This is a genomic window from Halomonas sp. AOP5-B2-8, from assembly GCF_052376475.1.
In the GTDB taxonomy this organism is placed as follows: Bacteria; Pseudomonadota; Gammaproteobacteria; order Pseudomonadales; family Halomonadaceae; genus Vreelandella; species Vreelandella casei.
On the sequence record NZ_JBQSVS010000004.1, the window covers coordinates 172791 to 193586 of the forward strand.

Here is a 20796-nt window from a genome sequence, read left to right on the forward strand (position 1 = left end):
GAGGTGGACTATGAAACCTGAGTTTGGAAAACGAAGTAAATGGATATGGCTCGTATGGATAATTGTCCTGCTGAGCTATTTAGTGCCTTACACCCTGTTGAGCAATGTCGCGTTTTGGTACGGCAGCTTCTTGTTTTGGGCGGTTGCAGGGTTAATTGTCATTGCGCTGAACGTGTTTATCACTAAAGACTTCGAGGATCACAGCAATGACTGAGTCACTCATTTGGTGGTCTATTGCTATCTATTTATTGATTGCGGTAGGCATTGCGATTATGTCGCGACAAGGCGCTGCAGAAAGTATGTCAGGATACTTTTTGGGCAATCGACAGATGAATGGTTTTGTCTCGGCGCTGAGCTACAGTGCCACCACCTACAGCGCGTTTATGATGGTCGGTTTAGCAGGCCTCACCTACGCCGGAGGCGTGGGCGCACTGGGGTTTGAAATTATTTATTTTGCGGGCGTTTCCCTGGTGGCTATCTTCGGGCCGAAGTTTTGGGCCGTCGGGAAAAAGTTCGGCTATGTGACGCCAAGCGAAATGCTGGGTCATCGCTATAACAGCAAACATGTCGCAATGGCGGTTTCTCTTGCCAGCTGTATCTTCCTGATTCCTTATTCAGCGGTTCAGTTGGCGGGTGTAGGTTACCTGTTGCAAGGTATTACCGACGGGGCGATTACCTTTACGACGGGCGTCATCATGGCCACGATGATTGCTATCTTCTTCTCTTATATAGCGGGAATTCGCTCGGTTATGTGGACCGACTCTCTCCAGGCGATCATGATGATTGTGGCCTCGACGCTCGTGGCATTCCTGGTCATTCAGGGCCTGGGTGGTTTTGGCGCGCTATTTGACACGCTTGCGACGGAGCATCCTCAGTCACTCACGGTGCCGGGCTCGGGTTTGTTCAGCTTCGTTACTTTCTTAGGGCTAACGATTCCTTGGTTCTTCTTTAGCCTCTCTAATCCCCAAGTTAGCCAGCGCCTGTTTATGCCTTCTTCATTGCGCGCAATGCGTCAAATGCTGATTGGTTTTCTAGTGTTTGGCTTTATCTACACCATGGTGTCGGTACTGTGGGGCTTCTCAGCTTTAGCCGCTTTCCCCAGCCTTGCAAGTGCCGATTTGGCGACGCCCACGCTGCTAGCATCTGAGTTTGTACCACCGGTACTGGGTGTGATCGTGATGGTCGGCATTATGGCAGCAGCCGTTTCTACTATTGATTCCATCATGCTGACGCTGGCCTCAATGGTCTCTCGTGATGTGTATGCGAACGTGAAGCCTAACGTCAGTGAGAAACGCCAGCTGCTAGTGGGTAAGTTTGTTGTACCTGTCATCGCAATTTTGGCATTGGCCTTTGCCGAGCTGCAGTTGGACTTGATTGCCGTACTGTCAGTCGCCGCATCGTCTGGCCTGGTCGCGATGGTGCCCGCCATTATCGGCGCTTTCTATTGGAAGCGTGGCACTGGCGCTGGTGCCTTAGTCAGTGTGGTAGGCACGAGTGCCTTTGTGCTGCTGATGTATGCCACCGGAAACTCACTGCTGGGTCTGCCTTCCGGCATATGGGGAATCGTCGTCGCTAGCGTGCTTTTTGTTGGCGTTAGTCTGATGACCCAGCCTCATCAAGCAGCCACCGATGCTTTCTTTGACGCCATATCAGAAGAGCTGGGTAAAAAGCGCAGCCACAAGGTTAGCCCGTCGACTCAGGAGTCGAACGTTTAGTTTTATCTGACAATATTTAGAGCGTTTGAGGCCCAATATTGGAAGCTCAAACGCTCTCAAGAAGATTTTCCTAACACGATATAAGATTTACACCAGCGAAGTAGGAGTCTTTATGGATCATGCAGGCTTTACGGAAATCTGTCTCCATCAGTTAAAAATGTCCGGCGTACACGAAGGTGAAAGACTTGTGGTGCTTACGCAGGGAAGCGAGCGCCTGGAATATGCCGATGCCTTTATGGCCGCGGGTCAGCGTTTAGGCGCCAACATGTACCACATGCGCTTACCCGCTCCGCTACCCACTGGCGGTTGGAGCGTGGGTGCGACAGGGCTTGCCAGTATGCCCGACGCGGTGGAGGCGCTCAAAAATTGCGATATGCTGATCGACTGTATTTTTCTGCTTTTCTCACCTGAGCAAATGGCCATTCAAGCGGCCGGTACACGGATCTTAACCGCCGTTGAACCACCGGAATTGCTGGCCAGAATGCTGCCTACGAAGGAACTCCGGGAAAAGGTTGAATTAGCCGCCGAGTTGCTGGCAAAAGCCAAGGTTATGCGCATCACGTCGCCCCACGGAACGGATGTCACCTATCAACTTAATACATACGCCACCGTTGCTGAGTATGCCTGCACCGATGAGCCCGGGCGGTGGGACCATTGGCCGTCCGGCTTTGTATTTACCGGCGGTGATGATGACGGGGTTGATGGCACCATTGTCGTTGCGCCAGGCGATATTTTGCTGCCCCAGAATATGTATGTCAGAGAGCCGATTACGTACACCATCAAGAAGGGCTGGATTACCGATATCCGCGGTGGGCTAGATGCGGAGCTGGTTAAGTCCTACATGGAAAGCTTTAACGATCCGCGTGGGCTGGGTATGAGCCATGTCGGTTGGGGCATGAACCCCAATGCCAAGTGGCACCGTATGGTGCCTGGCGAGTTTCCCGGCGGCATGGGTATGGAGCCGCGCAGTTTTTATGGCAACGTAATGTTCTCTACCGGGCCAAATAATGAGTTAGGTGGCACTAACGATACGGCCTGCCATCTCGATATCCCGATGCGCAATTGCTCGCTGTTTCTGGATGGTGAACCTATTGTGGTTGATGGCGATATTGTCGTTAAAGAACTGCAGATGGCCAGACATTAATGCGTTAGAACCTGGTCGTGCCAAAGCCCTCAACAAAGCCCCTCAACCGAGGGGCTTTGACGTATTAGCGCCACACGTTTAGCTGTGCCCGATAATCATCCTGCGCTTGGCTGGCGCTGACAGGGGTTAGCCACACCTTCGTGCCCGGCAGGCATTGGGAAAGCATCGCGCAGGCGGTCGGGGTGAGCGCACCCAGGCGCGGGTAGCCGCCAATTGTCTGGCGATCGTTCATGAGTATGATGGGCTGACCGTCAGGCGGTACTTGAACGGCACCGAGTGGAATGCCTTCGGAAATAATGCCGGTCAGTGAGCCATTCAGGACAGGTCCCGTGAGCCGCACGCCCATACGGTCGGCGCGGTTATCCACCGTCCAAGGCTGATTAAAAGCTTGGAACAGTGCGCGACCACTAAACGAGGCGATCTGTGAACCGAGTACGATAGGTAAGCGGCAGCCTGACGCTGGCATCTGCGGGCCTTGGCCTTCCGCAATACGGCGAATCGCTGGGGCGGTGCCTTTCCATGTCAAGCGGTCGCCCACTTTCAGCGGTTTACCATCTTCATGTAAGCCGCCTAGCTGCTCACGGGCGGTGCAGGCGCGACTGCCCAGCACTTCGGGCGCATTTAGCCCGCCGGGAAACGCGAGGTAGGCCCGCAACCCCTGGCGAGGCTGGCGAAATACTAAGCGCTGGCCGGGCGTCAGGGTGAAGCTTGTGTTCGGGGCCAGTGGCTTGTCGTCTAACTGGGCATCCAAGTCAGCGCCCGTTAGCGCAAGGTGCACTTCGCATTCGGTTTCGAGGCTTAAGCCGCCGCCCATGACAATCTCGAGGGCTGCGCTGTTTGGCTCGTTGCCTAGCAGCCAGTTGGCCCATCGAAAAGAAATCCAGTCGGCCGCACCGCCTTGGGTCACGCCAAGATGGCCCACGCCAAATCGTCCGGCATCTTGAATTAACGCCAGCGGTCCTGCTTGTTTAACGAGCATTCCTGCGGGCGCTTTACGCGTAGCAACTTGGCTCATGAGCGCTCCTCCATCGGGGTGGTATCACCACCGTCCGCTTCAAACTCGGCGCGCGAGATCGCTTTAAACCGTACTTTGTCACCAGGGCGGAACAGGGGGTCGCCACGCTTGGCATACTCGAAAAGCGGCACGTTAGTACGGCCAAGAATGTTCCAGCCACCTGGCGAAAGCAGCGGGTAAATCGCCGTTTGGCGATCGGCAATACCTACGCTGCCTGTCGCGACTTTGCGGCGCGGCGTTTTGAAGCGCGGGGTGGCTAGCGCTTCATCTACCAAGCCCATGAAGCCATAGCCGGGCGCGAAACCGAGTGCGAATACGCAGTAGTCGTGGTTGCAGTGCTGTTCGACCAGCGCCTCGACGCTTAAGCCCGCGCGCTTGGCGACCAGGGGCAGCTCGGGCCCCACGCTTTCGTCATACCACACGGGAATTATGTGTAGTTCACCCGCTTGGGTATCTGCAGGCGTGAGGTTGCAAAGCGTCTTGTTGATAAGGCTTAGGGCATCGCTGTGATTCAGCTGCTGACAGTCGTAGTGAACTAATAGCGTGGTGTATGAGGGGACTAAATCAATTAAAGCGTTCCCAAAGGCGGCGCGCAGGGCTTGATCGGCGGCGATCACCCACGCCATATTGGCTTCATCAATGGTGTCGAACAGGCGCACCATTAGGGCGTCCATGGCGGTCGTTTCAATGCGCATTTTAGGACGTATTTGAATGCTCGGTTTCACGCCTGCTCCAACGCCTGAAAGGCCTCGCGGATGGCACGCACGGCGGCCACTGATTCGGGATTGTCGCCGTGAACACAAAGTGTGTCGCAGGCCAGCTGTAGCGGAGTGCCGTCAAGTGAGGTGAGCGATTCGCCTTTCGCCAGCATCACCGCCTGATCGACGATAGTGTGCTGATCGTGATGAACGGCGTTCGGTAAGCGCCGTGAGGCCAGATGGCCATTGGCATCGTAGGCGCGGTCAGCAAATGTTTCGAACCATAGGGTAATGCCCAGCTTGGCGGCTAACTCGCGGTGCGGCACAGCGTCGGCCGTCGACATCACCATCAGCGGCAGGCTGGGATCATAGGCACGCACAGCGCGCATCACGCCTTCGAGTAACGCAAGGTTAGCGGCCATGTCGTTATACAGCGCGCCATGGGGTTTTATGTAGCTGAGTTGCGTGCCTTCCGCTTGGCATATGCCCGCCAGTGCGCCGACTTGGTAGAGCACCATATCTTCAGCCTCTTCCGGGGAGCAGGCCATTGAGCGGCGGCCAAAGCCCATTAAATCGGGGTAGCCTGGGTGCGCACCAATACGCACGCCGTGCTGGACAGCCAGTTTGACGGTACGTCGCATCACATGAGGGTCAGAGGCGTGAAAGCCACAGGCGATATTGGCGCAATCGACATAGGGCATCACATCGGCATCTAAGCCGAGGCTCCAGTTGCCAAAACTTTCGCCCATATCGCAGTTAAGCAGGGGGATGGCCATAGCGACTCCTGTTATTTAGGTGCTTTCACTTAGCAAAAGCTAACGTGTAAACCACCAACAATATATGAATACGGCTTGCCCAGTGCCAATCGTTTTTGATAATTTTTATTTTCTACTGCTTCTATCATATTGTTATTTTTTGGAAAAATGATTAATCGGCGAACGAGATATGTTTGTAGCGCTAGCAGCAGGGCGTGATAAAAGCGTTGGCGGTAGTCACTGCTAAAAGTGGCCTCAACATTGCATAGTTAATGTATTGCCACGTGCGTCATCACTCTGTTTAGAGGGCTGGCAGTACGACAATACTTATTTTATTAGTTAACCATTGCTAGAGCGTTCCGTATGGCCTGCCCAAGCGCTATGCTCAGAGGGTGAATGGATATTACAACAACACGTTTCTCCGGGCGCTGGGTTACTTCCAGTGTCTCCTCTGGTACTACCGACGTAACACATTACTAAAATGAATAAGAGGGTTCTCAAGATGCGCAAAACACTCACTTCTACACTGCTACTGGCAACTGCCTGCGGCTTCACTGTCACGGCTCATGCTGCCGAATGGACGATGGCCACGCCCTATGGCGATGCTAGCTTTCACACTCAAAATACCAAGCAGTTCGCCGAAGATGTGGCAGAAGCCACCGATGGTGAGCTAACCATCACCGTTCATAGCGGGGGTTCATTGGTCGCTCACGGGGAAATTAAGCCGTCGGTCCGTCGGGGCACTATTGATGCAGGTGAGGTGTTTCTCTCGGTTCTGTCCAACGATGACCCTATTTTTGAAGTCGACACGCTGCCGGGCGTAGCGGGTAGCTATGATGATGCCTACGCGCTTTGGGAAGCGACTAAGCCCATGATTACCGAGCTATTTGCTGATCAAGGATTGATTCCTTTGTATGCGGTTGCGTGGCCCGCGCAAGGCATTTACACCGCAGAAGCACTAACCGATCCTGCGCAGTTTGAAGGGTTGCGCGTTCGTGCTCCTAATATCAACACCCAGCGTTTCGTCGATAATTTGGGTGGCAGCCCCACGGAAACCGAAGAATCGGATATTCCCACCGCGTTCAGCACTGGCCGAGTGGATGCGATGATTACCTCCAGCTCCACCGGCAGTTCCATGGCCGCGTGGGATTATGTAACGGATTACACCAATGCCAACCTGTGGCTGCCTAAAAATATAATATTCATGAGTCAGCGTAGTTTTGATGGGCTGGATGAAGCAACTCAGGATGCGTTAATGGAAGCCGCCGCTAAGGCTGAAAAACGTGGCTGGGAGATGAGCCAAGAAGATAACGATGCCAGTTTGGTCACGCTGGAAGAGAAAGGTGTTGCGGTTTCTGAGCCTAATGAAGCCATATCCGCTGCCCTACAGTCAGCTGGCGACAAGCTGTTTGAAGACTGGCAGTCGCGTGCCGATGACGAAGCTAAGCAGGCATTGGAAGCCTATCGCGATCAGCGAGATAGCTAATCCTCATCTTGATAGCTCTTGTGAGGGGCTGGCTTTGGCCAGACCCTCTGTTTTTCCCATGTGCTTCGCGAGACTGTGAATATGACGTTTAAATTCGACAAACTCTATCGCCTGGGAGCTTGGGGAGCTGCGGCGTGTATGGTGGCTATCTGTGCGCTCATCGCGTTCCAGGTGACCTTTCGATTGATAGATGCTCTGCTTGTACTGGTTGGCTTGAGTCGCCTGGGTTTAAGTATTACCGGCGTTTCGGAACTGGCTTCTTACCTGCTGGTAGGGGCGACCTTTTTAGGATTAGCCTACACCTTTGTGCACCATGCCCATATTCGTGTGACGCTGCTGATTGCACGTCTGCCATCGGCCGTGCGCGTTTGGTTTGAAGTATTTTGTTTAATTATTGCGCTGGCGATCAGCCTAATACTGAGTTACGGCCTGATTGAGCTGGCAAGAGAAAGTTTGGCGTATAACGATGTTTCCTCAGGATTTTTGTCGATTCCGCTATGGATTCCCCAAACCGTGCTGGCGACGAGCGTCGGCCTGCTGTGTTTGGCCCTTATCGAAGCCTTGTTGATGGCATTGCGCATCGCCGCCCGCGACCCCTCGAGCTTTCGCGAGGCCACCGCGACGGATGACAGTGAGATGCACTGAGGTTATGTCTGCTAAGTCTATGACAACTCACTTTGTACTTACTCAGCCCATGCTTTTTATTCCGGAGACGCCCGCGTGCTATTACTAAGTTTGGCTACCATTCTTACTCTTATGCTGTTGCTTGGCAGCGGGGTGTGGATCGCCTTCGCGCTGATCGGCACTGCCTGGATAGCATTAGAGTTCTTCAGCTCGTTCTCACCAGGATCGATCTTAGCCTCAGATTTTTGGGGGGCTAGCTACGGCTGGGACCTTACCGCACTGCCTATGTTTATCTGGATGGGTGAAATACTGTTTCGCTCGGGGCTTGCCGACAATATGTTTCGCGGCCTGTCACCCTGGCTGAATCGACTGCCTGGCCGTTTACTTCATACCAATATTATTGGCAGTGGGATGTTTGCTGCGGTGTGCGGCTCTTCCGCGGCGACCTGCGCCACGGTGGGCAAGATGACGCTACCAGAGCTTGAACGACGGGGCTACGACAGCAATATGGCGATTGGTACGCTGGCCAGCGCCTCGACGCTGGGGCTGTTGATTCCACCGTCTATCGTGCTGATCGTCTACGGTGTGGTGACGGAGCAGTCGATCTCCAGGCTGTTTATGGCAGGCATTGGCCCCGGTTTAATGATCCTGGCAATGTTTATGACCTATCTCATTTTATGGGCGCTGCTTAAAGGCAATCGTGAAGGGCTTACCGGTGAAGATGAGTCGGACATGAGCTTTGCGGAAAAGCTGCGTAATACGTGGTCACTCGTCCCTATTTTGCTACTGATCGGCGGCATTGTCTTTTCAATCTATGGTGGGTTAGCGTCGCCCACTGAGGCGGCTGCGGTGGGTGTGGTGCTATCGATTGTGATTGCACGTTTTAACGGTCACTTTGATCGCGATATCTTCAAAAACTCACTGTTTGCCGCTGTCCGTACGGCCTGCATGATCGCGTTTATTATTGCCGGCGCCTCATTTTTAACCTCGGCGATGGGCTTTACTCAAGTGCCCATGAAACTGGCCCAAGCGATTAGTGAAATGGGGCTTTCACCCACCATGCTGCTGGTAGCACTGACCCTGCTTTTGCTGGTGATGGGGTGTTTTCTCGATGGTATTTCGCTGATTCTGCTGGTCACGGCGATTATTATGCCGGTGGTTAGCGCTGCGGGCTTCGATTTGATTTGGTTTGGTATTTACCTGGTTGTAGTGGTTGAAATGTCGCAGATTACGCCGCCAGTTGGTTTTAATCTGTTCGTGATTCAAGGATTAACCGGTAAAGATATTCTGACCATTACCAAGGCCACGCTGCCGTTTTTCCTACTGATGCTGCTGGCGATTGCATTAATGCATATCTTTCCCGGCATCGCCCTCTACTTGCCTGAAGCTATGAATAAATAAACGCTCGGATTGGCCATGAGGCAGCATCCAGGCTGCTTTGAAAATGCCTGGATGCTTAACTGATACTCTTGGTAGCCGCGCGGCTAACCTCCTAATCCAGTGCACAAGTCCTTTTAGTAAGCCCTGTCTTCAATCAGTCAGTCCTGGGCATTTCTTTGCTAAAGTGGAATGGTTCGTTCTGTTCATTAAGGAGTCTCCATGCGAATTCTCTTCACTGGCGGCAGCGGTAAGGCCGGTCGTCATGCGACGGCCTACCTGCGCGATCAGGGCCACCGAGTCACCAATCTGGATTGGATTGTGTCCGACGTGCCCGGTATCACCACTCTGAAGGTCGACTTGACGGACGCTGGCCAGGTGTTTAATGCATGCCAAGCTTACGCAGGGATCGACGAGCTTGAACCGGGCACCGGCGTGCCGCGTTACGATGCTCTTGTCCATTTCGCCGCTATTCCCGCTATCCTGCACCGGCCGGATAATGAAACCTATCGTATTAATACACTCAGTACCTATAACGTGCTGGATGCCGCCACTCGGCTAGGTATTCCTAAGGTGATTTTTGCCTCCAGCGAGACCACTTACGGCATCTGCTTTGCGGATGGTGAGAAGACACCGGACTATCTGCCGGTCGATGAGGAGCATCCCACCGTTCCCCAGGATAGCTACGCTATGAGCAAGGTGGTTAATGAGGTAACGGCGCGTTCCTTTCAGGCGCGCTCAGGTATCGATATCTACGGCTTAAGAATCAATAACGTTATTGAGCCGCATGAATACGCCGAGCTATTTCCGGACTTTTTAGATCAACCGGCTATGCGCCAGCGCAATATCTTCGCCTACATTGATGCGCGTGATCTGGGGCAGATGGTCGACTGTTGCCTGAAGACAGATGGCCTGGGTTACGAGGTCTTCAATGTTGCCAATAACGATCTTTCGGTTGGCCTGACGAATGCCCAGGTGATTGAACGCTTTTACCCGAACGTGCCGCTCAGGCGCGAGATGGGCGAGTTCGAAACCTTCTATAGCAATGACAAAGCATGTCGCCTTGTCGGTTTCGCACCGACTTACTCATGGCGGGATGCGTTACCGAGCGCTGATAGCGAGCGATAAAGAGAGGGATAAAGAGAGCGATAAAGAGAGGGATTAGCAGCGTCATCGTTTTGTCATGGCCCTTGGCATACTCTACGCACCGCGAGCCCACGATGAGAGGAGTGCCGCTATGCGCCTGGCCTTGTTTGACCTTGATGACACGCTTCTGGACGGAGACTGCAGCGCCCGCTGGAACCTATGGATGATAGAGCAAGGTTGGATCAGCGATGCCGAGACCTTTATGGCGCGTGCAGAGCTGATGCAGCAGGCCTACCACGCGGGAAAGCTTAAGCTTGAAGAGTATCTGGCGATGACGCTGAAGCCGCTGCGCGGGCGCCGTGTTGTTGATGTTCAAAAGGAGGTCGAGCGGTTTGTTGCGACCCACCTGCAGCCGCGTATTTTCGACCAAGCATGGGCATGTTTGGAGTCGCACCGCCAGGCTGGCGATACAATGGTGCTGATTTCAGCCTCTTCCCGTCACTTGGTGGCGCCCATGGCGGTGACGCTAGGTATTGATCACGTCCTGGCGGTAGAGCCTAGTGTCGAAAGCGGTATTAATGAACAAGCACGCTATACCGGCGGTAGCGAGGGCATCTTTTCTTATCGCGGCGGAAAGGTCTTACGTCTTCAACAGTGGTTAGCGGAACAACAGGTAACGCCTAGTCACATCACGTTTTACTCTGATTCACGTAACGACTTGCCCTTATTGCAGTACGTTGACTGCCCTGTAGCGGTGAACCCCGACCCAGTGCTGGCTGAGGTAGCGAGTGTAGAAGGGTGGCGATGCTTAGACTGGCGAACACCTTCGCGTATTGTGTCGCCTCACGCTTTAGATAAGCATTTTTCTATGTCAGCGCCTGCCATATCAAGTTAAAGCCTACTAAAAACATCGCCAGAATTACTAAACGATAGAATAGCTTTTCGTTAACTCGGCTTTGTAGCCACAAGCCGTTACGCACCCCAATCCAGGCAATCGGCACCAGCACCAGCGAGGCCCAGGCGCTGGTCACGTTAATCTCGCCAAGCCACATGTATGGCGCCAGTTTAATGACGTTAACCACCGCAAACGTCACCGCGCAGGTCGCGATAAAGGTTTCTTTGGCCAGTTTGCGCGGCAGCATATAAACGTTCAGCGGCGGTGCACCGGCGTGGGCCATAAAACTGGTAAAACCGCAGATGGTGGCAGCCGGTAACGCCCATCGGGTGGAAATAGGTTTCTTGGCGACGGGTTTAAGCAGCATGTAAGCGGCAAACAGCAAGGTGATAGCACCCAGTGTCAGACGTAAGCCTTCTTCACTTAGGCGGTCGAACAACAGCGTCCCCACGGCAACACCGACGAACAGTCCCGGCACAAAGCGCCAGACTTCGGCTATATCATGCTTGCCCCACCACGCTTTTACCGCGAACACGTCCATGACCAGCAATAGTGGTAGCAGCAGGCCCGCTGCCTGAGCGGGGCTAATCGCCAGCGCCATCAACGGCACTGAAAGCGTACCGAAGCCCCCCGCAAAACCACCTTTTGAGATGCCGGTCAGGTAGACGGAAAACACAATCAACAGCCAGGCGATAACGGAGTAGTCGGGCAGCATATCAATCCTTAAAAGCGGGTCGCTGGAAGCGCCAAATGCGAAAAACCCCGCGAGTGCGGGGCCGCAAAGCATAGTACGTGATAAACATTAGCAGGCAAATTATGTGGCTAGCTGCTGATCAACATAAAGGTCGTGTTGCTAACGCGTTAGAGCTGCATAGGCAGCGCTCATTCATAAAATAATCAGCGTGGCTAAGCCTAGGAAAGATAAAAAGCCCACTACATCGGTAACGGTAGTTAAAATCACCGCGCCCGAAAGGGCCGGGTCAATTTGCAGCCTTTTCAATACCAGCGGAATCAGTACGCCCGATACGTTGGCCAGGCTCATATTGATAAAAATCGCCAGTGTGATCACCAGCGTAATCAGCGGGTCGCTAAACCACAGGTAGGAAATAAAGCCGACCACTAACGACCACACCAGGCCATTACTCATGCCCACCCACAGCTCTTTGTTATACAGCCAGCGTTTATTATTTCCTGCAAGCTGACCAAGTGCCAAGCCACGAATCACCACGGTCAGGGTTTGGCTGCCGGCAATGCCGCCCATGCTGGCCACGACCGGCATCAAGATGGCCAAGGCAACGATTTGATCTAGCACGGCTTCAAACTGGCCGATAACAAACGCCGCTAAAAAGGCCGTCAACAAGTTAATGCCCAGCCAGATACCCCTGCTTTTCGCGCTGCGCATAATCGGGGTAAAGACTTCTTCTTCGTCACTGACGCCCGACAAATGCTTTAACGTCATGTCAGCATCATCTTGCGTGATTTCGAGTACGTCAGTGGCATTTAGCTGGCCGACCAATAAGCCGTCACTATCGCAGACCGGCACAAAGTGGAGTTCTTTAGAGCGCAATAATGCTGCCGCGTCACCGACTTTCATTTGGTCATTGAGGGTAAAAAAATCATCCATATAATCATCAACCACGGCATCTTGTGGCTGTTTGATTAAGTCAATTAAGGTCAGGGTGCCAAGCAGGCGCTTATCCTTATCGGTGATCATAATTTGCTGCGATTCATCATCAAGCAGGTGGTAGATTCGAATATAACGTTGCACGGCTTCTAGCGAGACGCCTTGTTTTACATTGACCGTTTCAGGATCCATGTAACGCCCCACCACATTGTCTTCATAGGCGTGAAGGTTCTCAACTTGCGCGCGAATCTCTTGGTCTAAACTGGCGTAAACACTGGTTTTGATAGCCTCGGCAGCAACATCTAATACCTCTGCGACTTCTTGCGCATCCAGCCCTTTAACAATTTGCTCTACGTCGCTTGCCGATAAATCTTCAATATAGTCGGCACGAATCTCTTCATCGACTTCTGCCAGCACTTCACCAATGAATTCTTCAGGGATGTATTCCCAAAGCAAGTCGCGGGTTTTAGCAGGAAAAGACTCAAGTGTGCGCGCAATCTCTAAGGTGTCGAGCTCAGTGAAAAGCGCTTTTAACGCGCTTGTATCTTCCTCGTCTAACCGCTTTTGAAGATACAGCAGCTGCTCTTCAGTATGGGAGTATTGGTCATCATCGCGCATAGATTTCGTCCTCTGGGAAATTAGTTCTCAATCCATTCACGTGAAAGCTCTTGATGGTTTGCCATAGATTTTATCGACAGGCTTGTTTGAAAGCCATTCATGCTATCTGTAAAAACGTTGTCTTAATTAGAAAAACATGATGCAGATTGGCTGTTTTTAGTTCTGAGAGCACTTGAGGGAGCATTACCGACTGATTGAAGCTAATGCTCAGACGGTACTGCTAAGCTGGCTTTGTTCATTAAGGACAAAAGCTGCAGGTCTGGGGGAGGTGATATGAGACTTTCAATGTCGTTATGTACCCTGCCGAATTGCCCCTGATCTCATAGATGTTTCATATAGTTTCATATAGTTTCATAGAATAATCTCAGCAGGGCGTCAGGTGAAACCTGGTCGCCAAGAAACTATTTGTTAAGAGTGGCGAAGGGAGTTAATTGAAGCACGGTAGGGGCAAATATTAGGCCTCCTTTTTCCTAATTATAATTATTTTATTACCGGTTCATGTCAAGCCAGAATTTAATATTGCCAACCAATAGCTCATGATTTTATGTCCATTTAGCGTATTTTGGCCTTGCGTTGTCTGACGATTAAACTACATTAAGTATTAGCTTCATTGTGCAGCTCTATTTTTTTTGCACAAAAATGATCAATGTACTCCAAGTGGATTCATTTGATCAAAACGAGGTTGGCTCACAGCTCACGAGCTTTGAGTTAGGTTTCTAGCTCTGCATTTGTAATTCTATAGAAGTGCTTTACAAGCTATGCCTTCTGACTCCAATGGAGGCATAACATGAATAAAAGGAGAGATGGTAATGTTTACATTTGATAAACCGAAGAAAGAGAACGGTGTTCCTCCTGCTGGTGGTGACGGCGGCGGTGGAGGTATTGATGTTGGCCAGCTGAAGCAGGTCTTCGAAGAAGCTGCTCAAAAATCCATGGAAGTGAGCAAGGCCAAGACGGAGGGTAATACGGAGGTTGATACCGCCAAGTCCTCTCGTCCAAACAACTGAGGATTGCCATCATATCGGTCAGTGGTGGTATTTGCCGCCGCTGGCTGTTGATAACGCTTTTGTAGTCTCAACGGTTTTATTTTCCTCTTGCCAGCCGCTGGAAGTAATTTGTAGCAGCAGGCAGGAGGTTTATTGATAGGTATTTGCTCATGGCCTCTTCTTTCACGACATCTATTGGTTCGTTATTCACTCCGTCCGCAGGTGTTTATTCGACGATTCAAGTGACTGGGGGTGTTCATCAGGGCGTAGCTGTGTCCCTGGAGCAAGCTGTATGCCGTATCGGCGCTGCGGAGCCGGCGGATGTGATGCTCTGCGATGAGGGTGTCGCTGCTGAGCATGTCATCCTGCGGTTTCACGCCCGGATGGTAGCAATTGAAGCAGTTGGTGGGGAGGTTATCATTGGCGGCGAAACGCTGGCGCAAGGCACTGGGCGGCGCATCGACTTGCCTACGACTCTCGCTATGGGGGACGCCCGCCTGCGACTCTCGCGTCCTGAGACCTCTTTGCCGCCCGCCTTGCGATCGGCTTACGAGGCAGTTGAGTCAGCATTGCGCACCACCCGTGACTCGCTGCCGCATAAGCTGTTGTCGCGAAGACGCCATTCTTCCGGGGGCGAGCGAGTTGGACGTGGAGCCGTGTTAACTGCGCTTTGCACAATTATCGGTATCGCTGGCGTTTATCAGTTAGTGGGAGTGGACGAAGCGGGCGCTAATATTTCTGCCGAAGCTCTACATTCGACCGCTACTTTATATCCTCAAGCGGTAGAGGCGGCACTGACAAGTGATCAGCACGAAACGCCTGCGGAGGCCTTGGAGCGTCGATTGAAACAGGCTGATCTTGATGGGCTACAGGTGAGCGATGCCGGAAACCATCTGGTAGTGTCGGGTGAATTCGCGCCCGAGCGGCATGAGGATTGGCAGGAAGTACAGCGCTGGTTCGATCAGCGCTACGGCAGCAGTCAAGTATTGGTCAGTAATGCTAAATTGAGCCTGATTGCTGACCAGCCAACTTTTCGTTTTCAGGCTGTTTGGCTGGGTGATAACCCTTATGTCATTGGTGCCAAAGGCGAGAGATTGTACACGGGGGCATCTTTGCCGGAAGGCTGGGTGCTTGCCGCTATCGGCGACGAAAGGGTTACCTTGCGCCGTGGCGACGAACAGTTTTTTCTGACGCTGTAGGACGAGTTAATGAGAATTGCGCCTGATCGCGCTAACGTCACCGAAAATCCTCGGCATGATGAGCCGGTAGAGGCGAAGGCGCGTCCTGTTGATATCAACGCTGACAGACCCGTTGGCTCGGGACACCAATCTGGCTTTGATCGCGCGTTGGATAATACTCGGGGGCGCCGCGAGGGAGATGACTCTTTAATTAGTCGCGTGGAGCGAGAATCGACGCCCGCAATCGGGGATCCATCCCTTTATAGCGGTGAGCGGAGCATTGAGTTGCTGCAACACGTAGTGGATAACATTTTGCCCAGGCTTGAGGCTGAAGGCGATGCTACCGAGCTTGCCTCCCAGTTGATTTATGAAGAGATTGCCTTGCGCCAGGAATGGGAGGCGCGACGCGCCGAGGAGGGTGCGACGTGACTGACGACAGTGACCGCCACGCCGCCGAATTGTTACATATGCTGGGGCACTTGTACGTGAAAAGCGGTGAACGTAAGCGTGGGTTGGTGCTATTGCTGCTTGCCTCGCACATAGTGCCAGCTCATACCGGCATCCTTCACACCCTTATCCAAGCTTTTATCGTTAACGGTGATGTCCCGCGTGCGCTGAATGCGGTCGAACGTCTTGAATATGTGGAAGGGCATACGCCGATTCTGTCGCTGCTGCAGAGTCGGGCGCTGTGGGTCGATGGTAGGCACGATGATGCGCGGCGGTGCTTTCAAGACTATCTACAGCGCCGGGAGGATATATGAGCGGTCTGTTAACTCGACTCAATGTCATCGCGCAACGTGCAGCGCAGCGCAGTGATGTAGTGATCGCCAGCTTTATCGTGCTGGCAGTCGTTATGATGATTATTCCGCTGCCGACCGCCCTGGTCGATGCTCTAATCGGTATCAATATTGGTTTTAGTCTGCTGATCCTGATCGTCGCGTTCTATATCTCTCACCCTGTCGACTATTCGTCGCTGCCGCCGATTATTCTTTTGGCGACGCTGTTTCGTTTGGCACTATCGATTAGTACCACGCGCCTTATTCTGCTAGAGGGATATGCTGGTCAGATGGTGTCTGCCTTCGGTAACTTCGTCATTGCTGGCGAGGTAGTCATAGGTCTCGTGGTTTTCCTGATCATAACAATCGCCCAGTTCTTGGTGATTACTAAAGGCGCCGAGCGGGTCGCCGAAGTGGCTGCCCGCTTCATCTTGGATGCGATGCCGGGCAAGCAGATGAGTATTGATAATGATCTGCGCAACGGCGACATAGACGCGGGAGAAGCGCGAACTCGTCGTCAGCGCTTGGAGCGCGAAAGTCAGTTGTATGGCTCTATGGATGGTGCCATGAAATTCGTTAAGGGTGACGCTATCGCGAGTTTGGTGATTCTATGCGTTAACTTGATCGGAGGGCTGTTGATAGGCATGCTCAAACGTGACATGGCATTCGGTGAGGCTGTGAACACTTATTCGCTGTTGACTGTCGGCGATGGGCTTATTGCTCAGATCCCTGCGCTGCTCATCGCGGTCGGTGCTGGCACTGTGGTGACGCGAGTTAATTCTGATCAGGCTGGTGATCTCGGCAGTGAAATCATCGCGCAGTTGGGCAATAACGCGCGGGCGTTGGAACTAACCGCCGTCGTCCTCTTCTTTGCCGCCTTCATTCCTGGGTTCGCTACTACCGTGTTTTTGGTACTGGCCGCCGGCCTTGGTTTGGCTGCATGGTGCGTGCGGCGCCGAGCGAGGCATGATAAACGTGACATAGAAGAGACTGTTGAGGTGGTGAGTAACGCCGATGAAGCGACATCAGCGCCTGCAGCATCAGCGGCCACAATGCCGGAGCCACCAGCAGAAGAGGCGTTTCCGACAGCAGGGTATCGACTGATGGTATCACTGGATATTGCCCTGGAAGAGGCTCTGTCCCTTGACGAGCTGCATGGCTTGTTGAACGCTACGAGGCAGCGTGTGGGGCTGGAGCTTGGCGTCGAGATGCCGAATGTCGGTGTACGCGTGCTACCGACAATGCAGGCGCGACGCATTAGCATAGAACTCGATGAAGTACCGGTTTTGGAAGGCGATATCCCCGCTGGGCGAGTATTACTTGACGACGATCCTATCCACCTACAGCTACTGGATGTCGAGTGCCATGAGCATCCGCCACTAAGTGGCCGTGCGCCGGGCCTCTGGGTGGACGACAGCGAGCTAGCGCGCCTTGAGGAGTCGGGCATTGGCTACCGGACGGTCGAGCGAGTGCTGTGTGACTGTCTGGAGCGAGTGCTAGGTCGCTACGCAGGAGAGTTCGTCGGTATCCAGGAGACTCGGGCTTTGTTATCGCGCATGGAGCAGGATTACGCGGAGCTTGTTGGCGAAGCTATAAGGGTTGTGTCGTTGCAAAAGATGGCTGATGTGCTAAGACGCCTAGTAGAAGAAGGTGTGCCCATACGAGCTCTGCGTACCATCCTTGAGGCGATGGTGACATGGGGAGGGCAGGAGCAGAACGTAGTGCGCTTGGTGGAGCGGATTCGCGCCGCTCTTGCCCGCCAGATATGTTATCGCTACGCACGAGCAGACAGGGTTCTGCCGGCCTGGGTAATTACACGCCAGCTCGAGGAAGTGGTTCGGACCTCGCTACGTAGTTCTGGTGGCGGCACTCGCAACGGTGGCTTGCCGATACGCTTGTCGCGATCACTGAACGGTTGGTTCCAACAACGATTGGGCGAGCTGGATGCAGATGTGGCTCCGGTGATCATTACCTCCAGTGATATTCGCCCAGTGCTGCAACAGTGGGCCAAGCGCTACCAACTGGATCTACCGGTCATTGCCTGGCAGGAGGTCGCCTCGGAATTCAATTTGCATGTGCTGGCGCAGGTGAAAATACCGGTAACATCGCCACGAGATACCGATCAAAAGGCTGACACCTCGGAAGAGTAAAAGACCGCTATAACAATATATTTCAGTATGGAGTCAACCTGTGAAAGCAACATTATGCATGACACTGCTCAGTTTTAGAGCGATGACCGAAGATACTGATCGACGTGTGATGGCTCGCGTTCTGACGCCTCTCATATTGCTGTTGACGATGATGGCTGGTCATGCCCATGGGCAGTCTGGTGAGCGTTCTCTCAGCCTGGAAACGGGGCAAGGGCTAATCTTACGTTTTAACCAGGATGTGTCATCGGTGTTTGTTGCCAACCCTGAGATTGCCGATGTTCAGGTAGTATCACCCGGTGTTCTTTATTTATTCGGCAAGCAGTATGGGGATACCAATCTCATCGCGCTTGGCCCCGATGATAGTACCGAAGCCTCCATGCGCCTAGAGGTCAGTGATGGCGCTCAGGGGGCTAATCGGGCGTTGCACGCTGCCGATGCTGGCACACCGATCCATCTACGGGTGGCTGGTAACCAATTGCTGGCCGAAGGACAAAGTCAGAGTGTCGAAGGCGCTCTTGCCACTCAAGCCACACTTGAACGACAGGCACCGGGGGAGGGCGCGGCGCAGAATAACTCCACCTACGAGGGTGCCACTCAGATTAATCTTCGCGTGCGTTTCGCCGAGGTAGCCCGTGAGGAGTTGTTGGAGTATGGCATCAGTTGGAGCGCGCTGATCAACAACGGCTCGCTCTCGGTGGGTGTCTTGCCGAGCTCTATGGCTGGCAATGCGTTTGGCACTGTGGGTAGCGGCGTCGATGGCGTTGATGGTCTACTCCAAGCTCTGCAGAGGAATAATTTGCTGCAGATCCTGGCGGAGCCCAACATCACTGCTGTTACCGGCGAAACCGCTAGTTTTCTTGCTGGAGGGGAAATTCCCATTCCGGTACCGGTCGGCAATGATTTGGTCGGTATTGAGTATAAGCAGTTCGGGGTCTCGCTAATGTTTACGCCAGTCCTATTGCCTAACGAACGTATATCGTTGGAGGTACGGCCTGAGGTCAGCAGCTTGACCAGCAGCGGTGTTGAGATCGGTGGCATCAGTGTGCCAGGGCTGCAGGTGCGCCGAGCGGATACTGTGGTTGAAGTGGGAAGTGGTCAGACCTTTGCTATCGCAGGATTATTCCAGCGCGACGCCTCCAATGCCATTGAGCGGGTGCCAGTGTTGGGTGACTTGCCGATCTTGGGGAACCTGTTTCGATCTCGTCGTTTTCAGCGCAGTGAAACTGAGCTCGTTATTCTGATTACTCCCTATATCGTCGAGCCTGTGACACAGCCATTGCGTACACCGTTGGCTCAAGGGCGGGCTGATAACGGCTATTTGCAGGTCAATGGCGAGGCACTCCCCAGGCAAGCGGTACGGGACGATCCCTTCGGCTTCTATCTACAATAAGAGTGAGGAGCACGTGGTGATAACGACAAAGCCTAAGGCTATTTGGCGGCTAGTGCCTCTGCTGCTGTTGCTAGGAGGATGTTCTTCATCAATGGGGCCGATGTCCTGGGATACGGGCTACCACGCAACCGGCGTGGATGATACCACCGAACAGCGGCTTTTGCTGGCCCCTCACCTCTGTCATTTACCGGCCTCAAAGACTGGCATCGTTGCCCTACCTCCAGGTTGTGCGAACGACCTTAATTTGCAGTTCATGGTTGAACGGCCACGGGATCTGCTGCAAGGGCGAGACATGGGGCCATCGAGCGCGGAGCCGTTGGCCCGAGCGGCTCGGGAACGGCTCTCTAATCGCGAGCACAGTCAGCGGCGGCGACAACGACTAGAGGAAGAGGCGAGGGGGGTGGGCCGCTATGCCACAACGAGCGACATGTAGCTGTCGCCTCATTAATATCCGGCGAGCCCGATGGCACGAGCCCGTTCGCCGATGTCGGGCAAGGCGCGAATGCGCTGGGCTTGTTCGATTAGTGATTGGCGCTGTGATGCTGGCATATCGGGAATCTCGATCGTTTCCGCCTGTTGGGTATCGCCAGCTAGTATCAGAATTAAAATCAGGCTATGGAAGTGGCGGTCCTCGGCCAGCGGGGAAGAGGCGACATCGCGTATGTGGGCTACTGCAGTAGCGTGTTGTCCGGCCAGGGACTGGGCTAGCGCCAAATTGGTCTGTGCGTCGGGGGCATCTGGTAGCAGTTCTGCTGCTCGCGAAAAGGAAGAGACTGCGGCTTCGCCCTCTTTCACGCCCAGTAAAGCCTGCGCGGCGCCTAGGCGGCTCCAGGCGGTGGGAGTGTCAAGTGCCGGTGCTGCTCGGCGTAGGTTGCGCAACGCACTTTCGACCTTGTCGAGCCGCAGCTGGGTCGATCCGAGGCCGAGCAGGGCCGTTGGGGAGTCGATGTTCTTTTCCAGTGCGGCTCGGTACGAGCGCAGTGCTCCCTGCAGATCGCCGCTAGCGAGTCGTGCGTCGCCAAGCCGGACGTTGATATTGACGTCTTCATCCGATAGCTCAGCTGCACGTTCATAGAGGGTGGTGGCGGTGGCGTAGTCACCCTGGGCAGCGATGTCATCGGCCAAAGACAATAAGCTAGACTCTTCGGCTTGCTCGGCAGTGGTCGCGCAGGCAACTAGCAACGAGCAGGACAACAGGATGGGAAGGCGTATGCAGTATCGCATCGACATTGGACGCTCCATGGTACGCCTTATGGCGTGTGGTAGAAAAAAAATTAGT

The 20796-nt window shown here is 53.6% G+C and carries 21 protein-coding genes; 15 read left to right on the forward strand and 6 right to left on the reverse strand.

Annotation, left to right across the window (positions count from 1 at the left end; genetic code table 11):
- The first annotated feature begins 10 nt into the window (after positions 1-10).
- From ACT3RP_RS10900 to ACT3RP_RS10910, 3 genes are all read left to right on the forward strand, one after another.
- A complete protein-coding gene (locus ACT3RP_RS10900; RefSeq protein WP_192535788.1) occupies positions 11-214 on the forward strand; it encodes a hypothetical protein in 204 nt (67 codons plus the stop codon).
- Entirely contained in the window at positions 207-1715 is a 1509-nt protein-coding gene (locus ACT3RP_RS10905) for a sodium:solute symporter family protein (protein WP_441685362.1), read from the forward strand. The genes ACT3RP_RS10900 and ACT3RP_RS10905 overlap by 8 nt, the downstream gene beginning before the upstream one ends.
- A 112-nt stretch (positions 1716-1827) precedes the next feature.
- A complete protein-coding gene (locus ACT3RP_RS10910) occupies positions 1828-2859 on the forward strand; it encodes a 2,5-dihydroxypyridine 5,6-dioxygenase NicX family protein (protein ID WP_441685364.1) in 1032 nt (343 codons plus the stop codon).
- A gap of 64 nt (positions 2860-2923) precedes the next feature.
- Here ACT3RP_RS10910 and ACT3RP_RS10915 read toward each other — a convergent pair whose 3' ends face one another.
- Genes ACT3RP_RS10915 through ACT3RP_RS10925 form a run of 3 tightly spaced genes read right to left on the reverse strand, consistent with a single transcriptional unit; the run spans position 2924 to position 5348 of the window.
- Positions 2924-3874, reverse strand: a complete 951-nt coding sequence (locus ACT3RP_RS10915) for a 5-oxoprolinase subunit C family protein (protein ID WP_441685366.1) — start codon at positions 3872-3874, stop codon at positions 2924-2926.
- Positions 3871-4569: a 5-oxoprolinase subunit B family protein gene (locus tag ACT3RP_RS10920; RefSeq protein WP_483393894.1), complete on the reverse strand. Its 699-nt coding sequence runs from the start codon at positions 4567-4569 to the stop codon at positions 3871-3873. The genes ACT3RP_RS10915 and ACT3RP_RS10920 overlap by 4 nt, the downstream gene beginning before the upstream one ends.
- Before the next feature lie 26 nt (positions 4570-4595).
- On the reverse strand, positions 4596-5348 hold the full coding sequence (locus ACT3RP_RS10925; protein WP_483393769.1) for a 5-oxoprolinase subunit PxpA: 753 nt from the start codon (positions 5346-5348) through the stop codon (positions 4596-4598).
- Positions 5349-5829: 481 nt separating this feature from the next.
- Between ACT3RP_RS10925 and ACT3RP_RS10930 the strand changes: the two genes are divergently transcribed.
- The 5 genes from ACT3RP_RS10930 to ACT3RP_RS10950 all read left to right on the forward strand — a co-directional run bounded on the left by ACT3RP_RS10930 (position 5830) and on the right by ACT3RP_RS10950 (position 10795).
- Positions 5830-6813, forward strand: coding sequence for a TRAP transporter substrate-binding protein (locus ACT3RP_RS10930; protein ID WP_483393770.1), 984 nt, complete (start codon positions 5830-5832; stop codon positions 6811-6813).
- Positions 6814-6894: 81 nt separating this feature from the next.
- Positions 6895-7458, forward strand: coding sequence for a TRAP transporter small permease (locus tag ACT3RP_RS10935; RefSeq protein WP_441685370.1), 564 nt, complete (start codon positions 6895-6897; stop codon positions 7456-7458).
- Positions 7459-7533: 75 nt separating this feature from the next.
- Entirely contained in the window at positions 7534-8838 is a 1305-nt protein-coding gene (locus tag ACT3RP_RS10940) for a TRAP transporter large permease (protein WP_096277400.1), read from the forward strand.
- A gap of 198 nt (positions 8839-9036) precedes the next feature.
- A complete protein-coding gene (locus tag ACT3RP_RS10945; RefSeq protein ID WP_483393771.1) occupies positions 9037-9942 on the forward strand; it encodes an NAD-dependent epimerase/dehydratase family protein in 906 nt (301 codons plus the stop codon).
- A gap of 109 nt (positions 9943-10051) precedes the next feature.
- A complete protein-coding gene (locus ACT3RP_RS10950; protein WP_483393772.1) occupies positions 10052-10795 on the forward strand; it encodes an HAD family hydrolase in 744 nt (247 codons plus the stop codon).
- Here ACT3RP_RS10950 and ACT3RP_RS10955 read toward each other — a convergent pair.
- Both ACT3RP_RS10955 and mgtE read right to left on the reverse strand, forming a co-directional pair.
- Entirely contained in the window at positions 10767-11510 is a 744-nt protein-coding gene (locus tag ACT3RP_RS10955; protein ID WP_096277407.1) for a sulfite exporter TauE/SafE family protein, read from the reverse strand. The genes ACT3RP_RS10950 and ACT3RP_RS10955 overlap by 29 nt on opposite strands.
- 171 nt (positions 11511-11681) lie before the next feature.
- Positions 11682-13037, reverse strand: coding sequence for a magnesium transporter (gene mgtE / locus ACT3RP_RS10960; RefSeq protein ID WP_483393773.1), 1356 nt, complete (start codon positions 13035-13037; stop codon positions 11682-11684).
- A gap of 809 nt (positions 13038-13846) precedes the next feature.
- Here mgtE and ACT3RP_RS10965 point away from each other — a divergent pair.
- The 7 genes from ACT3RP_RS10965 to ACT3RP_RS10995 all read left to right on the forward strand — a co-directional run bounded on the left by ACT3RP_RS10965 (position 13847) and on the right by ACT3RP_RS10995 (position 19950).
- Positions 13847-14044 (forward strand): hypothetical protein, encoded by a 198-nt coding sequence (locus tag ACT3RP_RS10965; RefSeq protein WP_096277437.1) that lies wholly within the window; start codon positions 13847-13849, stop codon positions 14042-14044.
- A gap of 149 nt (positions 14045-14193) precedes the next feature.
- Positions 14194-15222, forward strand: a complete 1029-nt coding sequence (locus ACT3RP_RS10970) for a SctD/MshK family protein (RefSeq protein ID WP_483393774.1) — start codon at positions 14194-14196, stop codon at positions 15220-15222.
- 9 nt (positions 15223-15231) lie between these two features.
- The gene (locus ACT3RP_RS10975; RefSeq protein WP_483393775.1) at positions 15232-15630 is read left to right on the forward strand and encodes a hypothetical protein; all 399 of its coding nucleotides are present in this window, start codon (positions 15232-15234) and stop codon (positions 15628-15630) included.
- A complete protein-coding gene (locus tag ACT3RP_RS10980) occupies positions 15627-15962 on the forward strand; it encodes a tetratricopeptide repeat protein (RefSeq protein WP_483393776.1) in 336 nt (111 codons plus the stop codon). Before ACT3RP_RS10975 ends, ACT3RP_RS10980 begins: the two co-directional genes overlap by 4 nt.
- Complete coding sequence (sctV, locus tag ACT3RP_RS10985) at positions 15959-18127, forward strand: type III secretion system export apparatus subunit SctV (protein WP_096277443.1); 2169 nt, start codon at positions 15959-15961, stop codon at positions 18125-18127. Before ACT3RP_RS10980 ends, sctV begins: the two co-directional genes overlap by 4 nt.
- A 40-nt stretch (positions 18128-18167) precedes the next feature.
- The gene (locus ACT3RP_RS10990; RefSeq protein ID WP_255249085.1) at positions 18168-19517 is read left to right on the forward strand and encodes a type II and III secretion system protein family protein; all 1350 of its coding nucleotides are present in this window, start codon (positions 18168-18170) and stop codon (positions 19515-19517) included.
- A gap of 16 nt (positions 19518-19533) precedes the next feature.
- Positions 19534-19950, forward strand: a complete 417-nt coding sequence (locus tag ACT3RP_RS10995) for a hypothetical protein (RefSeq protein ID WP_141393025.1) — start codon at positions 19534-19536, stop codon at positions 19948-19950.
- An 11-nt stretch (positions 19951-19961) separates the two neighbouring features.
- On the opposite strand, the gene ACT3RP_RS11000 is transcribed toward ACT3RP_RS10995, so the two are convergent.
- On the reverse strand, positions 19962-20747 hold the full coding sequence (locus ACT3RP_RS11000; protein ID WP_176483356.1) for a tetratricopeptide repeat protein: 786 nt from the start codon (positions 20745-20747) through the stop codon (positions 19962-19964).
- Positions 20748-20796 lie beyond the last annotated feature (49 nt).

What these genes read in the sequence shown, in the direction of transcription:
- ACT3RP_RS10900 (WP_192535788.1), top strand. Translation starts at nt 11, where the DNA reads ATGAAACCTGAGTTTGGAAAACGAAGTAAATGGATATGGCTCGTATGG.
- ACT3RP_RS10905 (WP_441685362.1), top strand. Translation starts at nt 207, where the DNA reads ATGACTGAGTCACTCATTTGGTGGTCTATTGCTATCTATTTATTGATT.
- ACT3RP_RS10910 (WP_441685364.1), top strand. Translation starts at nt 1,828, where the DNA reads ATGGATCATGCAGGCTTTACGGAAATCTGTCTCCATCAGTTAAAAATG.
- ACT3RP_RS10915 (WP_441685366.1), bottom strand. Translation starts at nt 3,874, where the DNA reads ATGAGCCAAGTTGCTACGCGTAAAGCGCCCGCAGGAATGCTCGTTAAA.
- ACT3RP_RS10920 (WP_483393894.1), bottom strand. Translation starts at nt 4,569, where the DNA reads ATGCGCATTGAAACGACCGCCATGGACGCCCTAATGGTGCGCCTGTTC.
- ACT3RP_RS10925 (WP_483393769.1), bottom strand. Translation starts at nt 5,348, where the DNA reads ATGGCCATCCCCCTGCTTAACTGCGATATGGGCGAAAGTTTTGGCAAC.
- ACT3RP_RS10930 (WP_483393770.1), top strand. Translation starts at nt 5,830, where the DNA reads ATGCGCAAAACACTCACTTCTACACTGCTACTGGCAACTGCCTGCGGC.
- ACT3RP_RS10935 (WP_441685370.1), top strand. Translation starts at nt 6,895, where the DNA reads ATGACGTTTAAATTCGACAAACTCTATCGCCTGGGAGCTTGGGGAGCT.
- ACT3RP_RS10945 (WP_483393771.1), top strand. Translation starts at nt 9,037, where the DNA reads ATGCGAATTCTCTTCACTGGCGGCAGCGGTAAGGCCGGTCGTCATGCG.
- ACT3RP_RS10950 (WP_483393772.1), top strand. Translation starts at nt 10,052, where the DNA reads ATGCGCCTGGCCTTGTTTGACCTTGATGACACGCTTCTGGACGGAGAC.
- ACT3RP_RS10955 (WP_096277407.1), bottom strand. Translation starts at nt 11,510, where the DNA reads ATGCTGCCCGACTACTCCGTTATCGCCTGGCTGTTGATTGTGTTTTCC.
- mgtE (WP_483393773.1), bottom strand. Translation starts at nt 13,037, where the DNA reads ATGCGCGATGATGACCAATACTCCCATACTGAAGAGCAGCTGCTGTAT.
- ACT3RP_RS10965 (WP_096277437.1), top strand. Translation starts at nt 13,847, where the DNA reads ATGTTTACATTTGATAAACCGAAGAAAGAGAACGGTGTTCCTCCTGCT.
- ACT3RP_RS10970 (WP_483393774.1), top strand. Translation starts at nt 14,194, where the DNA reads ATGGCCTCTTCTTTCACGACATCTATTGGTTCGTTATTCACTCCGTCC.
- ACT3RP_RS10975 (WP_483393775.1), top strand. Translation starts at nt 15,232, where the DNA reads ATGAGAATTGCGCCTGATCGCGCTAACGTCACCGAAAATCCTCGGCAT.
- sctV (WP_096277443.1), top strand. Translation starts at nt 15,959, where the DNA reads ATGAGCGGTCTGTTAACTCGACTCAATGTCATCGCGCAACGTGCAGCG.
- ACT3RP_RS11000 (WP_176483356.1), bottom strand. Translation starts at nt 20,747, where the DNA reads ATGTCGATGCGATACTGCATACGCCTTCCCATCCTGTTGTCCTGCTCG.